The organism is Brevibacillus sp. HB1.3, assembly GCF_013186635.1.
Lineage (GTDB): Bacteria > Bacillota > Bacilli > Brevibacillales > Brevibacillaceae > Brevibacillus > Brevibacillus brevis_D.
The window spans coordinates 329,736-345,452 of sequence record NZ_JABMIT010000001.1 but is presented as its reverse complement, the minus strand read 5'-3'; the positions used below and the strand labels follow the sequence as shown (position 1 = coordinate 345,452).

Annotated in this window: 13 protein-coding genes and 1 other annotated feature; of the genes, 6 read left to right on the top strand and 7 right to left on the bottom strand. The window is 47.0% G+C overall.

All coding sequences use genetic code 11. The annotated features are described in order from the left end of the window. Positions 1-2 precede the first annotated feature (2 nt). Positions 3-1,514, bottom strand: coding sequence for a RecQ family ATP-dependent DNA helicase (locus HPY31_RS01770; RefSeq protein ID WP_172137925.1), 1,512 nt, complete (start codon positions 1,512-1,514; stop codon positions 3-5). Beyond that, positions 1,511-2,626, bottom strand: a complete 1,116-nt coding sequence (locus HPY31_RS01765; RefSeq protein ID WP_172137923.1) for a YpbB family protein — start codon at positions 2,624-2,626, stop codon at positions 1,511-1,513. The genes HPY31_RS01770 and HPY31_RS01765 overlap by 4 nt, the downstream gene beginning before the upstream one ends. An 80-nt stretch (positions 2,627-2,706) precedes the next feature. Between HPY31_RS01765 and HPY31_RS01760 the strand changes: the two genes are divergently transcribed. From HPY31_RS01760 to HPY31_RS01735, 6 genes are all read left to right on the top strand, one after another. After that, positions 2,707-3,618, top strand: a complete 912-nt coding sequence (locus tag HPY31_RS01760; RefSeq protein ID WP_172137921.1) for a hypothetical protein — start codon at positions 2,707-2,709, stop codon at positions 3,616-3,618. Between the two features lie 103 nt (positions 3,619-3,721). Next, positions 3,722-3,928 (top strand): ferredoxin, encoded by a 207-nt coding sequence (locus tag HPY31_RS01755; protein ID WP_007724004.1) that lies wholly within the window; start codon positions 3,722-3,724, stop codon positions 3,926-3,928. A gap of 380 nt (positions 3,929-4,308) precedes the next feature. Continuing rightward, positions 4,309-4,556: a binding site (T-box leader), on the top strand. A gap of 70 nt (positions 4,557-4,626) precedes the next feature. Then, positions 4,627-5,781: a pyridoxal-phosphate-dependent aminotransferase family protein gene (locus tag HPY31_RS01750; protein ID WP_016739992.1), complete on the top strand. Its 1,155-nt coding sequence runs from the start codon at positions 4,627-4,629 to the stop codon at positions 5,779-5,781. Further along, a complete protein-coding gene (serA, locus tag HPY31_RS01745; RefSeq protein WP_172137919.1) occupies positions 5,774-7,357 on the top strand; it encodes a phosphoglycerate dehydrogenase in 1,584 nt (527 codons plus the stop codon). Before HPY31_RS01750 ends, serA begins: the two co-directional genes overlap by 8 nt. A gap of 114 nt (positions 7,358-7,471) precedes the next feature. Continuing rightward, entirely contained in the window at positions 7,472-8,755 is a 1,284-nt protein-coding gene (locus HPY31_RS01740; protein WP_172137917.1) for an ArsB/NhaD family transporter, read from the top strand. Between the two features lie 13 nt (positions 8,756-8,768). Beyond that, positions 8,769-9,044 carry a hypothetical protein gene (locus HPY31_RS01735; RefSeq protein ID WP_253901641.1) on the top strand — a complete coding sequence of 92 codons (276 nt, stop codon included), beginning with the start codon at positions 8,769-8,771 and terminating at the stop codon, positions 9,042-9,044. 41 nt (positions 9,045-9,085) lie between these two features. Here HPY31_RS01735 and HPY31_RS01730 read toward each other — a convergent pair whose 3' ends face one another. The 5 genes from HPY31_RS01730 to resB form a co-directional block, all read right to left on the bottom strand. Next, entirely contained in the window at positions 9,086-10,216 is a 1,131-nt protein-coding gene (locus HPY31_RS01730; protein WP_172137913.1) for an HAD family hydrolase, read from the bottom strand. A 14-nt stretch (positions 10,217-10,230) separates the two neighbouring features. Continuing rightward, the gene (locus tag HPY31_RS01725; protein WP_016739987.1) at positions 10,231-12,015 is read right to left on the bottom strand and encodes an ATP-binding protein; all 1,785 of its coding nucleotides are present in this window, start codon (positions 12,013-12,015) and stop codon (positions 10,231-10,233) included. Position 12,016: 1 nt separating this feature from the next. Further along, positions 12,017-12,733 (bottom strand): response regulator transcription factor, encoded by a 717-nt coding sequence (locus HPY31_RS01720; RefSeq protein WP_012686105.1) that lies wholly within the window; start codon positions 12,731-12,733, stop codon positions 12,017-12,019. A gap of 88 nt (positions 12,734-12,821) precedes the next feature. Further along, on the bottom strand, positions 12,822-14,051 hold the full coding sequence (gene ccsB, locus HPY31_RS01715) for a c-type cytochrome biogenesis protein CcsB (RefSeq protein ID WP_172137911.1): 1,230 nt from the start codon (positions 14,049-14,051) through the stop codon (positions 12,822-12,824). Positions 14,052-14,075: 24 nt separating this feature from the next. Continuing rightward, a complete protein-coding gene (gene resB, locus HPY31_RS01710; RefSeq protein WP_172138894.1) occupies positions 14,076-15,710 on the bottom strand; it encodes a cytochrome c biogenesis protein ResB in 1,635 nt (544 codons plus the stop codon). Between the last annotated feature and the right edge of the window lie 7 nt (positions 15,711-15,717).

Genomic DNA, 15,717 nt, shown 5'->3' with positions numbered 1-15,717 from the left:
CTTTATTTGTTCGGCAAAAGAGTGTCTAACGCCTGCCGCAAATTCCATTTGATTTGTTCATTCTTTGCGATTGCATGGTCATTCGTTTGGAAATACGCATCCATAGTTAGGCCGCAATTCTTACAGCAGTACAGATCGAATTGATGATCCATCTCTTTGAAATACGTATTGATGCTCGCACGCAAACAGTTGTCCCCTCTTACGTAAGATACCATTTCTGCCAGCTTTTTTTGCTTAAAGCTTTTTCTCTTTTCCGTTTCCTGCCAAATGATAGGAGCCTTTGGATACGACTCTCCCGCAGCAGCAGCTTCGTATAAGCCCAGCACTCTTTCCGTATAAAAGGCAAGGAGTGCGCCCATCTCTTCGGATATATCCATCATCGCCAAGGCTTCGTTCGTCAAAGGTACTCCTGTATTGCACAACTGCTCGTATTTTTGAACTTGCGCTTGTGTCGGGTACTCCTTCTCCAGCATGTGCTGATGAATCTGCAAATCGTCCCATGAAAATAAAAGCAGCGCATACCCGGGCTTGCCGTCACGGCCGATCCGCCCGATTTCTTGTGCGTATGCCTCCAAACTGGCTGGCATTTGATAATGGATAACGTAGCGAATATCTGGCTTGTCGATTCCCATACCAAATGCATTGGTTGCAATAATAACATCCAGCTCTCCTGCGAGAAATTGGGATTGGATCAGCATTCGTTCCATGCTGTTCATGCCCCCGTGGTAACCGTGAACACGTTTTTTCCCGTCGAGTTGATAAGAGGCTGCTAACACATCGACTGCTTGTCGCGTGCTGCAGTAAACGATCCCTGGTCCCTGTAAACGATCGATCTGATCAAATACATACGAACGCCTGTCTGTTTCCTCCCCAACTTCAACCAGATCATAGGCGATATTTGCCCGATTGAGGGACTGCAACACAACATCTTCCTTTTTAATGGAAAATAAGTTGCAAATTTCCTCGCGAACAGACGCCGTCGCAGTCGCCGTCACAGCCAGAACAGGAGGTGCTCCCAATTGTTTCACGACTTCAGGCAATCGCAAGTAATCTGTGCGAAAGTCATGTCCCCATTGCGAGATGCAATGCGCTTCATCAATTGCGATCAGGGACACCCTCGCTCGCTTTAACACTTGTTGGACATAGGTCTGTTGAAGCTTTTCTGGAGAAATATACAACAGCTTATACGCACCTTCCGAGATCCCTTTCAAAATTTCGCGGGACTCTGTCGGATCTTGCATGCTGTTCAAATAGGTAGCCGGAATTTTTTTTCGGGCTCGAAGCTGCTGCACCTGATCGACCATCAAGGAGATCAATGGGGAAACCACGACGGTCAGACCCGGCAAAAGCATTGCTGGCAGCTGATACGTCACTGATTTCCCACCACCTGTTGCTAATAGCCCGAGAACACTTCGTCCATGTAGCAAACGTTCAATAATCGGCTCCTGACCGGGGCGGAACGAGTCATATCCAAAATGCAGCTTTAATCTGTCGTACATGAGCTGTTTATTCATTTTGCCCCCCTCGTCGCTCGTGCCAATGCCAATCGGATCTGCAAATACGTTACTGTTGCTTCCAATTGATCCTTGATGAGCCGGAGTCTGCTTGTATCGAGTCGCTGACTCGTTTCCATGATCTCTTTTGCCAGCTCATTCGGTAAATACGTTGTCATATCCCATTCCGGACAGCGCAAGGCAATCTCTACCAAATGATCTTCTATTGTACTTTCTTTCATTTGTCGTCTCTTCGCTATTTCCTTTTTGTCACAGCCAGTCTGAAGCATTGCGTACGTTCGGGCAGCACTTTCGGTGAGACGTGGATCAAGCTTGTGGGATTCTGTAACCAGTTTTGATAAAAGAGGATAATGATTGCTCTCTGCAAGCAACGTCTGAATCGACGCGGCTAGCCCGTATCGAAATTGCAGAATGAGATAGCTACGACTCGTTTGGCGAATCTCTGCTACTTGCCCCATGGTCTTGCCAACTTGTCCTACTCCTGACAGTTGACAAAACAAAAGCTCCTGCACACCTTCATCCAAGGGCTCCCATAATCGATATAGCTCGTCAGACAATTGCTGTTTCCAAGCATTTCGCAATGTCCCATCAGATAATTGGTTTTTTACCCAACGCTGTGCTGGCTTGTCCGAAACGACAGGAATGAAACCGAGATCACCATAATGCATTTGTGAGATCGTCTGCACCATAAGATGAAGTCTATTCCAAAATGGTTCGATTCGCTCCGCTAAATCAGACTGGGTAAAAGGTGCGAACCATACATCAAACCGATATTTTTGGTACATATGTTTGGCATGCTGCAATCCTGTATCAGAAAAGGTAAAGGTCGGCTTTGCGTTCGTTCCAACTGCATCAACAGGTAAAATCCAGCCCGCCTGAAATAAAGTTGAAACTATTTTCTCCCAATCCTCTCTTGGAAAACGGGAAAACATCCGATAATACGGATAAAGGGTATACAAATGCACATCTTGCAGTGTCTGATTGGCTTTTCTGCCACGCAGTATGTAGTAGGCTGATTGCAGCGTTCGTTCATTGGCCAGAGGCAACATGGCATTCAAGGCGACCGCACATAAGAGGTCCTGCTCCTCTGCCGCACTGTTCCGACTGTTCATTGGTACTCCTTACATCATTCTATATTTTTCAAAGCTCTAAAGAAGCGAAGTAAACTGCATCATTGTATTTGGAGGATAGTATGACAAAACGATTGAAAAGAACTGAATTTATGATGGCGTACATGATCATCATAACACTTGCTTGCACAGTTGGTGGATTTTTTTTCGGGGCCCATTATATGAAGACACAATTGGAGTCGGAACAAGCCGCCGTACTCGAAGCTGAGAAAAAGGAAGCCGAAAAAGAAAAACTGCTGCGTGAGCAAAAGCTGTACAACGAACAGGACTTTATCCGATTTTACTATGCCGTTTATGCACCGCTGCTTGATCTGAAGCAAGCACATTTTGATACGATGGATAAATGGAATCAAATGAACGAAAGTGAACGGACCGAAGGCTTGAAGCAGCTCAGCAATTTAGCTGACCAGACAAGGAAAGAGCTGGAGAAAAACGTTCCCTTGCCGACGTCCCCCATGCTGAGACAAGCTCACGCCACCTTTACGAACAGTGTACGGGCGTATTTGGATAGTATGGAGCAGATTCGTTCCGATCAAAATAAAGCTACGCCTGCTTCCATTGGAGCTAGCCTGACGCTTTTCCAAAATAACTGGCTAACCGCACAGGAAATGGTGTATCACTCCATTGCTTCTTGGGAATCAGCTTATGTAGTGAAGCAAGCCATGCCGAAGCAATTACCTGGAACCGTTAACACCGCACAGTGGAAGCAGTATCCGTTCCATTACCGCACCTATCTCGCAGCTGTTGCCATGTCAAAAAGCAATCAATGGAGCAGCTATAGTCCTGAAGACTTGACTGCAAGACTTGATTTGCTCATTGCATCCAACGAAGTTCAGGCACTCGGAATCAAGGATCTAGCCGCTGCCGTGAAGATTTTGAACGCAACAGATGCAGTATCTGCGGGAGATTTTAAACGCTTGAATACACAGCTCTACTCCGTGCTAAGGGCACCTGAAATCCCTCTTTATAAGTAGTCGTACATTTTTAGACTGATTCAATCTTGAAATCTTGTCACCAAGAGCATACAATGATCTATGATAGTGGACGTACCACTTCGGTATGGGAGGTGAAACCACGATGACTACATGGGTAGATAAAGATACTTGTATTGCTTGCGGTGCTTGTGGCGCCACGGCTCCTGACGTCTTTGATTACGACGATGAGGGCCTTGCGTTCAACAAGTTGGATGACAATGCTAACAGCGTTGAAATCCCGGATATCCTGCATGACGATGTTCGTGATGCTGCTGAAGGATGCCCGACCGACTCTATTAAAGTGGAATAGTATTCCATCTACTAATGGAAGAAACCTCTTACGTACTTCGGTATGTAAGAGGTTTTTCATTATGCCTCACTTATGCCTCCCTCTCCTCCACTGAACGAATGATCGACAACTTCCCGTTCTTTCTTTTGTCATTTTTCGATAAGATAATAGCAACAGCAAAATCCGAACATTAAAATGTGTTTTTTCCATTTTTTGTGATGTCAACATCTTAACGTTCGTGTTTTGGTCGTTTTCATAGTGTTTAAAGGATGAAATAGAGTATTATTCACGAACGATAACCGATATAAAATAATTAATGTTCATTTTTTCTCGTTTTTCTTCTTGACGGTGTTATTTTGACGTGATATCGTAAGTACAAATCTTACGAAACACCTTATAAAACAACAGCGATGACGAAGAAACGCTGTGATCGAGAAATCCCCAGAGAGCCGATGGTTGCTGCGAATCGGCGATTTCTCCCACGGTTAAGCACTTCAGAGCTGCTGCGTTGAAAATGGATTCACCATCCAAGTAGACGCAAACGGTAGAACCGTTATCTCTTTTAGGTCATGTACCTACCAAGGCTCTTTTTTGAGAAAAAAGGAGCGAATGAGGGTGGCACCGCGAAGCAAAGCCTCTCGTCCCTCACTGTTCTGTAATAGGAGCAGTGTGAGAACGGGAGGTTTTTTTGATATGCACTTATTTAGGAGGAGAGAACCATGTTTGCAGACAAAATGATTTTGAGAATCCCTGGCCCTACCCCTATTCCACCACGTGTCCAAACGGCGATGAACCAACCGATGATTGGACACCGCAGCGGCAAATTTTCCGCTCTTTTCGCCCGTACTGCTGAAAGACTGAAGCCTTACTTTGGCACCAAGCAGGACGTATACATCTTGGCAGGTAGCGGAACGAGTGCACTGGAGATGGGCGTCGTAAACACGCTTCAACCAGGCGATGAAGCTGCCGTCCTCGTCAGCGGTGCATTTGGTGAGCGCTTTGCAAAAATTTGCGAGCGTTACGGTATCATCGCCCATCGCGTGGAAGTGCCTTGGGGCAAGGCGGTTACACCTGAGCTGATTGAAACATTCCTGCAAAAAAAGCCACAAATAAAAGCCGTATTCGCTACGTACTGTGAAACATCCACTGGGGTAGAAAATCCGATTGCCGACTTGGCGAAAGCAATCCGCACGCATTCGGACGCCCTCTTCATTGTGGATGCGGTAAGTAACCTTGGTGCGGTTCCATGCGAAATGGACGCTTGGGGTGTCGATATCGTAGTAACTGGCTCGCAAAAAGCTTTCATGCTGCCAACAGGCCTTGCCTTCCTCGCTGCGAGTGAACGCGCATGGCAAGTGATTGAGCAAAACAAATCGCTCGCCTTCTATTTGGACTTGAAAGCATACCGCAAGAGCTTGGCCGAGCAAACAACACCGTATACGCCTGCTGTATCCCTCATTTTCGGTCTCGCCGAGGTATTGGATATCATGGAGGAAGAAGGCTTACCAGCTATCGTAAAGCGCCATGAACTAATGAGAGACATGACTCGCGCAGCGATGAGGGCATTAAACATAAAACTGATGGCAGAAGATCAGTACGCATCGACGACCGTTACTTCTTGCGATCCTGAGGGTGTCTTTCATGCAGAAGCTCTCCGCAAAATGTTAACGCAGCAATTCAATATCACGATTGCTGGAGGCCAGCAGCACCTGAAAGGCAAGATCTTCCGCATCGGGCACATGGGCTATTGTGAGCCATTGGATGTCCTGCAAGTCATTTCTGCGATTGAATTGTCGCTTCACCAAATCGGTGCTCCAGTTGAACTGGGTGCTGGTGTAAAAGCTGCTCAGGAGGTGCTCATCGCACATGTATAAAGTACTCATTACTGACCCACTTAGCGAATTTGGAATTCAACAGCTCTTGGACGCTTCTGATGTAGAAGTTGTTCGTCAAACAAACCTCTCCCCTGCCGAACTGTTCGATGTGATTGGCGACTACGATGCACTCCTCGTACGCAGCCAAACCCAAGTAACAGCAGAAGTCCTTTCTGCCGGAAAAAGGCTAAAGGCTGTCGGTCGCGCAGGTGTTGGGGTCGATAACATTGATATCAACGCTGCCACCCAAGCAGGTATTCCGGTCATCAACGCTCCGGACGGCAACACCATCTCTACCGCAGAGCATTCGTTTGCCATGCTGATGGCTGTCGCTCGTAACATCCCTCAAGCTCACAAGAAGCTAGTAGACGGTACATGGGATCGCAAAAGCTTCCAAGGGGTTGAGTTGAACAACAAAGTACTCGGAGTCATTGGTATGGGTCGTATCGGTTCTGAGGTTGCGAAGCGTGCGAAAGCATTTGGCATGACCGTCATGGGCTTCGATCCTTTCATGACCGAGGAACGTGCGCAAAAAATGGGTGTAACGAACGCAACTGTGGATGAAATTTGCCGACAAGCAGATTTCATTACCGTCCATACTCCGCTGACAAAAGAAACCCGTCATATCATCAGCACGCGTGAATTCGCGAAAATGAAGGATGGCGTTCGCTTGATCAACTGCGCTCGCGGGGGAATCATTGACGAGAAGGCTCTCTATGAGGCGATTACCGCTGGAAAAGTCGCGGGGGCAGCTCTGGACGTTTTCGAAGAAGAACCACCTGTAGACAACCCTCTCGTCGGTCTGCCTCAAGTGGTAACGACACCACATCTGGGAGCTTCGACCATTGAAGCACAGGAAAACGTGGCCGTAGACGTATCGGAAGAAATCCTGAAGGTTCTTCGTAACGAGCCATTCAAAAACGCCGTGAATTTGCCTTCAATTCCTGCGCACGTGATGGAAAAAGTCCAACCGTACTTTACGTTGGGTGAAAAGCTGGGCCATTTCCTTGCCCAAGTGACAGTAGGTTCCATTTCGGAAATTTCCATTAAATATAGTGGTGAATTGACGGATGTAGACACGTCCCCTCTGACGCGCACAGTCCTCAAAGGTGTACTGTCCTTCCGTCTAGGCGAGGAAGTCAACTATGTGAACGCCCCGATTCTAGCAAAGGTGCGTGACATCACCGTAACGGAGCAGAAGACAGCACAGAACAAGGGCTTTACGAACTTACTGACTGTTAGCTTAAAAACGACGCAAGAGACACGCACAGTGGCTGGAACGCGACTCAATGGTTACGGTGCACGTATTGTGAAAATTGACGACTTTGCGATTGACGTAGCGCCTGAGGGCTATCTGCTCTACATTCACCATAATGACCGTCCAGGTGTGATCGGACGTGTCGGTTCTATCTTGGGTGAAAACAGCGTGAACATCGCAACGATGCAGGTAGGACGCCGTGATATCGGTGGAGACGCGATCATGATGCTCTCTGTCGACAAACCATTGACGCCAGAGCTTCTCGATACGATGGGCGAGCTGGCAGAAGTGAAAAGCGTTACACAAATCGAGCTGTAGGTTCCTTCCATAGAGAATAGACCTGGCCTTCTGCCGGGTCTTTTTCTTTACCCTGATTTTGGTTAGAGCTATAATGGGACAAGATAATTCTGTACACCAAGGAAGGAGCTTCTTATGACGAACCAGGCATTATTCGCTATTGGTATCTTTTTAGTTACCTATGCATTTATTATTAGCGAAAAGTTACATCGAACCATTGTCGCCATGTCCGGCGGAATTCTCATGGTCTTGTTCGGTATCGTTACACAGGAACAAGCAATTCACCATATCGACTTCAACACGCTCGGCCTACTGATTGGGATGATGATCTTGGTAGCCATTACCGCGCAGACCGGTGTTTTCAAGTATGTAGCCATCCGTGCAGCAAAGGTCGCAAAGGGCAAACCGATTCGTATCCTCGTCTACCTAAGCTTGATCACGGCCGTTGCTTCCGCCTTTTTGGACAACGTTACTACTGTACTTCTCATCGTACCTGTGACGTTTAGCATCGCTCGCCAGCTCCAGCTTAATCCGATTCCTTTTTTAATCAGTGAAATTATCGCCTCCAATGCCGGAGGAACCGCTACGTTGATCGGTGATCCGCCGAATATCATGATTGGCAGTTCTGTACCGGAGCTTGATTTTATGAAGTTTCTCGTAAATTTGAGCCCAATTATCGTCGTGATTTTGGCTGTCACCGTCGTTTGCTTGGTCCTGATATACCGTAAGCAGTTAGTAACATCCCCTGAGTTGAGTGCAAAAATCATGCAGTTAAATGAGCGTGATGAGATTACCGACAGCCGTTTACTGAAAAAATCCTTAACCGTCATGGCGCTGACGATTCTAGGCTTCATGCTGCACGGAGCGCTTCATTTAGAATCGGCCACGATCGCTCTGACAGGTGCTTTTCTCTTACTTCTGCTAACAGGAGAACACTATCTAGAAGATGCGATAAGCAAAGTGGAATGGAATACGATCTTTTTCTTCATTGGTCTATTTGTTCTTGTCTCCGGTTTAGTTGAAACTGGTGTGATTGCAAAACTCGCCAATGAAGCGATGAAACTGACAGGTGGAGATTCAATGAAAACCTCCCTGTTAATTCTCTGGTTGAGCGCAATCGCCTCTGCCTTCGTTGACAACATCCCATTCGTTGCCACCATGATTCCGATGATCAAGGAAATGGGCTCCCTCGGGATCACCAATTTGGAGCCGCTTTGGTGGAGCCTTGCACTCGGGGCGTGTTTAGGTGGTAACGGTACTTTGATTGGGGCTAGTGCCAACGTGATTGTGGCTGGCTTGGCTGCAAAGGAAGGACATCACATCGGCTTTTTCAGCTTTATGAAGATCGCCTTCCCGTTAATGATCCTGTCTATCTTGATTGCTCATGTCTACGTTTATCTACGCTATTTTATTTGGTGAGGAGGAATCACTCTTGTTCCATTACACCTATAATCAAGAGGAAATCGAGATCAAGGAACAAATTTCACAGCAAGATGCTACCTACCATATTGTCGTAAAATCTGAGTCCATGCGAGCTCGTGTCAAAGAGGTTCGTCGTTATTTTGAAGGGAACAAAGACTATACAGATGTCCTGTTTTATTCACGAGAGGATGGTTCCTTCGAAGTAATCGTCCGTCTTAACATGATTGAATCCTTTTTGATTCATGCCTTTCGCTTCAAATGCTTGCAATCGATTAGTTGGGAATAAAAAAAACTCCGCCGTTTCTACATACGGCGGAGTTTTTTTATCTACAGAATGGAAAGGATATCGCGCACATCATCGAGAATAAAATCTGCTTTTTCCTCTTCAAACTTGCTGCGCGCATCTTGACCAGACAATCCAGTCAATGTCGCTGCAAACTTGCAACCGATTGAGCGAGCCGCTAGATAATCAGCGAGTGAATCGCCTACGATCAGCACCTCTTCTCCATTTTCGATTGGTAGTGAAAAATGGACAGCATCGCTAATCGGTGCATCGAGTCCGAGCAACCCTTTTACATAGCAATAAGGGTGTGGCTTGGACATCGGCGCAAAGCTAGGAAATGCTTCTTCCGCATCGAGTACGTGAGAGGCAGTTACGACACGGTTCGGGTCAAACCATTCCAGTATGTTCATCTCACTGAGGGGAACATGCGTCTCAATGGTAGGACGCCCTGTTCCAATTCCCAGTGTGTATCCTTTTTCTTTTAACGTGCGGAACAACTCGACCATTTCTGCAGGTGGTACAATCGGAATCTCGTCTGCCAAGAAGCCCTTCTTGCCTGGCTGCATGGTCTCACGCCCAATCGATGCCGCCACACGTTCGTCACCGAGATACCATTCTTGAAACGTCTTTTGAATCAACTGCCATAGATCACTATTGCGAGAGAACATTTCTGTTGCAATACTGCAACGCTCTTTTGCAATCTGATTCAAGTAGAGCAGCATTTCTGCTTTTTGTGCAGAACCTTTGGCAAAATCAGCGGTGAACGCTGCGTAGTCTACTTGGAAATCAGGCGCATACGTGGCAGCCCACTCTTTCACTTTTGCCAGTTGCGGTCGATCAATTTGTTCGACAAGAAGGCTCGTTGCTTCTGGAACTTGCGTTTTAACCACTTCAATCAAACGAATCAACTGATAGGAAAACGCGAGGAAAACCATGTCCCAGTTAGAGTTGATTCCACGTGACTTGATAAAGTTTAGCACTTCATCATGAGCAAAAACTTGCTCGCGCACTCGTCTGATTTGCGCTTCTTCTGGAGAAGGTGTGAATTCCTCGCCTGCAAGCCCTACATACTGCGGACTGTACAAAAATTCCCACACTGTCAATGCAGAAGCATCAAAGTATCGCTCTTCACTCAACATAACCCCGTCAACATCAAATAAGATCGTTTTGATCATTTCTCTCTACACTCCTATTTGTTTTTATGCAGCATCAAGGCGATTGTAAAAGTCGTTCCCTCACCCAGTTTACTTTGCACACTTATGGTGCCCCCATGTGCCTCGACTAGGTTTTTTGCAATGGCTAGTCCAAGACCAGTCCCTCCAAGTCGTCCACGTGTACGAGCCTTGTCAGCTTTATAGAATCGCTCAAAAACAAACGGCAAATCTTCTTGCGGAATGCCACTGCCTGTATCGCTGATCTCAACCAGCAATGTTTTATCCCCGCGAGCCCGAATGGTGACGCTTCCCCCACTTGGCGTATGTCGCAGCGCATTATCGATCAAGTTCGTTAGCACTTGCTCCATGCGATCAGGATCAATGAGCACATGGGTATGCGTCGTCGATATTTCAAGGAAGAGATGGATTTCGCGTTCTCTCGCCAGATTGGTGAATTTACGTTGAATACGCTCCAAATACGGGCGCAGTTCCATCGTCTCCTGGAACAATTCAACATGCCCTGCTTCCATCCGTGCCAGGCTAAGCAATTCATTCACCAGCTTGGTCATGCGCGCTGACTCGTCATAGATAATCTTAGCCAATTCCTTATGCTCTTCCGGTGTCGCTACGATATCATCCACAATCGCTTCACTGTACCCTTGCAGCATGGACAGAGGTGTTCGTAACTCATGGGATACGTTCGCCACGAAATCATTACGCATCTTATCCAGCTTACGCTCCTGCGTGATGTCTCGAAGAACTGCAACCGCTCCACGGATTTGATCCTTATCGTTCAAAGGTACCATGACAACAGACCATATCCGCCCTTGAACAGGGATATCCTCTGTCACTTCCTGTCCGGTTTGCAAAACCTGCTGATAGAACGGGAACAGCGGCACAGGCTCATCCGAATGCTCGAAATCCCAATCTCGCAAAAATCGTTCCGCTGGCGGATTCGTTACGGCCAGCTTACCGTTCGCATCTATCATCACAACACCATCTACCATGCTTCTAAGAACGCTCGCCAGCTGCTCCTTCTCTTTGGACAGTGCATCGACTAACTGATTAAGCTTGCTTGCCATCGTGTTAAACGAAGCCGCCAGTTCACCAGTCTCGTCTTGGGTCCTGATTGGGATTTCAGCATGAAAGTCCCCTTCCGCAATGCGATGCGCCGTTTCTTTCATCTGTCGTAATGGAGTCGCGATACGCGATGAGAGGAAAAAGGCGAATACTGTGGTAGAGACAAATCCGATGACGCCAACCACAAAGATTAAAAATCTGACTTCCCTAACCGTATCATCAAAATCTTCAATCGCCTGATACATGACCACTGCGCCCGTTTTCCCTGCTGCCATTTCTAAAGGAACAGCAACTGCAAGAAGTTCATGCTTGTTACTTGTGCGGTCAACGGATTTATTCATATCAATATATATGGTTTTGGTTGCAGGATGCTTGCCTGCCAGCGCATCAGTCAAACCCAATGCAGGATTTTGGAGCAAAAGATCTACTGGAATACGAGGAAGCCCAGCCCCTTCGCTCATACCGACTTGCTTTCCTTTTTCATCTAGAATGATCATGCCCGTATGATGGACCAAGCCAAACCTGGAAGCCATCTCCATAGCGGCTGTCATATCTGGACTTTGCGCCAAACCGACTGCGATACCGTCTGCCAGATCATGCAAATTCTTGGACTGCCGATTGCTATAAAAGCTGTCAAAGGATTGAACGAGCAACAAACTGAAGATCGTCAAGACGAGAGCAAATAAAGCAATAATCGTCATCCATAGCTTTCCGACTACACTACGAAAAATAACGTCCACTTTACTTAGGCACCTCTAGCTTGTATCCGACGCCCCAAACCGTGGCGATCATATTGGCTGCTTGTGGAGAAACACGGTTCAATTTTTCGCGGAGACGCTTGATATGCGTGTCCACCGTACGCAAATCGCCAAAGAATTCATAGTGCCACACATCTTTCAACAGTTCTTCACGCGTAAACACTTTATCCGGTGACAATGCCAGGTAGTGCAGCAGCTCATACTCTTTTGGAGTCAGGCTCACCTCTTGGCCACTTGCGATGACTTTGTGCGCATCGTGGTCAATGGTCAATTCCGGGAAAACAAGAACAGAATGACTGTTGAAAGTCTCTGTCTTCAAATAAGCTGTTGCCGAAGAACGACGAAGAATCGCTTTTACCCGGTACATGACCTCACGTGGGCTGAACGGTTTCACAACATAATCGTCTACCCCTGCCTCAAACCCGTGAACGCGGTTCGTTTCTTCTCCTTTTGCCGTCAACATAATAATAGGGGTTGCCTTGAATTCACGAACACGCTGGCATACCTCGATCCCGTCCATACCTGGCAGCATTAAGTCGAGCAAAATGATATCATAGTCACTTCCCACAGCCATTTCGACTGCTTGCTCTCCATTATCTGCTTCATCAATCAGGAAGTTTTCTCTTTCCAAGTACATTTTCAGTAGTCTGCGAATGCGCTCTTCATCATCTACAACGAGAATACGTGCCATTTTTTCCATCTGGAACACCTCTTGCTCTCATAATATCGTAAAACTGTTAGAAGATAGTCCAAAAAGCTGGTGGTAAAACCAGCTTTTCGAGGAATGTCTACACCCCAGCGTAAGAGTGCAGACCAGCAATGACCAAATTGACCACGACCAGTGTAATCAAAATAATGACAAAGCCGATGACGGACATCCATGCTGATTTTGCTCCGATCCATCCTCTGGATAGACGCAAGTGCAAGTAGGCACTGTAGAAGAGCCAGACAACTAATGCCCATACTTCCTTCGGGTCCCACCCCCAGAATCGGCCCCATGCCTCTTCTGCCCAAATCATCGCAAAGATAAGGGCCCCGAGAGTAAACACCGGATATCCGATACTGATTGCTCGATAACTGATTTCGTCCAGAAGCTCAGGATCGACGCCCTCAACTGAGGGCTTGATAGCAGCCCCTAATCGTTTTCGGAAAATCAAACGCAAGCCGCCATACAGAATTGCCCCTGTCAGGACTGACCACAGCATCGTGTTCAATTTGCGTGCGGCGTCTTTTCCTTCCATCCAGGTAGGTGCCTCAAAGAGTGGTGATATTGGACCTTCCTTGATGATGGTTGAATCAGCAGGCGCAACAATTGCAGGCAGGATGTACTCCACTTTTGGTTTTACCTTCTGTCCCACTGCATTCATTTCTTCTTTCTTCATCTCAAATACCGTCTTTTGATCCATCCGCGCAAACGTAGAATCCATCAAAATGAATCCAACGAGCATCAGAACCACAGCCAGCACGATCTCCAGCCATTTCGTGCTTTTGGTGGAAATATGCTGCGGAACGGTACGGATCAAATACATGAGACCCGCTGCAAAACCAACCGCCAAAATACCTTCACCCAGTGCAGCAGTAGTCACGTGAATATGCAGCCAGTAGCTCTGCAAAGACGGAATCAATGGGGTGATTTGCTTCGGGAACACGTACGAGTACGCGAGCATGATCACCCCAAGCGGAAGAACAAACGCACCAATCGAGGTCAGCTTGTAAATCCGGTAAATAATTAAGTAGGCCAAGATGATACAGTAATCCAAGAATGCCATAAACTCAAACATGTTACTTGTCGGGCTATGGCCGCCGGCAATCCAGCGAGCAGCCACATACCCTGTTTGCGCCACAAAACCGATAACGGCTAACCAATACGCAATCCGTCCATAGCGCCCTTCATGTTGTTTAGGATCACGTCCTGCCCAGTTTTTACCCGTCACGGCTACAGCGAAGAAGATAGACGAGATCACGTAGAGCAGAAACGCGATATCCAATAACCAGTCACTCAGTTGAATGAGCTGCACGTTGTTAGTACCCCCTTTGAAGCATTAGGCCTTGGCCTTCGTTTTATCTTCTATCGTGACAGGGAGCTCCGCTTGTTTAACCAGCCCGTCTACTTCCCTACGAAGACCGAACCAGTTTTTATTCGTATGAGCCGCTACCAAGATACTTCCCTCTTGCGTTTGTACCCAAACCCGGCGATGTTGCCAGAACACACCGATTGCAACACCCACAAGGAAAATGAACGAACCGAAATAAATCAGTGGCAATGCTTTGTCCACCCGAACATTCAGCCCTGCAATATCGACCAAATCAGGCATTTTGATGTCGAGTCCGTAACGAGGATCATTTTTCTGCGTAAGAATGGTTCCTTCTAGATAAACCAATTTTTCATTATAATTTCCATTGTCTCCAATGAGTTCCAATGCGACCATCGGATTTTTTGGCAAATTGGTTTTCGTCGCGGGCTTCCCATCTTTCCCCATTATAAAATCAGGGAAGTAATCCAAAATCCGTACCGTGAACCCATCTGCAATGGTTTGCTCGGGCTGCGGATTGTACAGATCAATTTTGATAAGGCCGACCTCTTTTTTATTGTTTTTCAAATCGACCACGGTAAAATTGAGCGCTCCAAGCTGCATCTCTTGCACGCCGCTCTGATAAATGTAGAGGCTGTCCTGTTCCATCGGATGATTCACGACGATCGGCCCCTTCTGCACTTCTACCAAATCCGGCTTTTTCCCTGGAACGTCAGCGCTTTTATTTTTATACAAAATGGCATCTGTCTGGTAGCTCTTCACGATGGCTCCGCCCTTAAGCTCCAGTTGCTCCGGCATTTCTTCTTCCGACCAATACTCTGTCGTGTAGTTCTCGTTTTTTATGTAATAAGGGGTATTCGGAATCGCCATTGTTTGTCCCTCACGCACCCAGACGTACTCGTCCAAGTAAAAGCCAGGCAGGCTTCGCATTAAGGTACCGACCAAAAACAAAATCAATCCAATGTGATTAATGTAAGGACCCCAACGGCTAAAACGGCCTTTTTCAGCCATAATCGCTCGTTCTGTGCGGAAAATGCGGTATCCTTTTTCTTTCAATGCCAGAGCAGAGGCGTCCAGTATCGCTTCCTGATTAGCTTCTGGAGCAAGCTCACCCTCTGCAAACAGCTTTTGCCCTTTCAAAAAGGACTTGTGCTGGTTCAATCTCGGCTTGTTTAACGCCTTATACAGCGGTACTACGCGGTCCAGACTACAGATAACTAAAGAGGTACCGAGCATAACCAGAAGCGTCACAAACCACCAGGACGAGTACATATTGTGAAATCCAAGGCCGTAAAAAATCGTTCCGATCGTTCCATATGTTTCTGTATAAAAGCGGGCAACATCTGCTTCTGTCGGTACGGGTACCGGTATGTACATTTGCTGCGGAAAGATGGTTCCGACTGCGGACGCCACCAAAAGGACAATAATGATACCGATTGCAATTTTGACCGAAGAAAAAAAGTTCCAGACTCGATCGATTACCTTCGTGTTATTCGTTTGAGAACGTCTTGCCATTCCTTCATAACGCATGTCAGGAAACGATGTCTGCTCGTGGACTTCCACATTCAAAGGCTTCCCGCAAGACTCACAGAGCAGCGTCCCAACCGGGTTGGTATGACCGCATTCGCATTTTCGCTGATCCATCATTGCT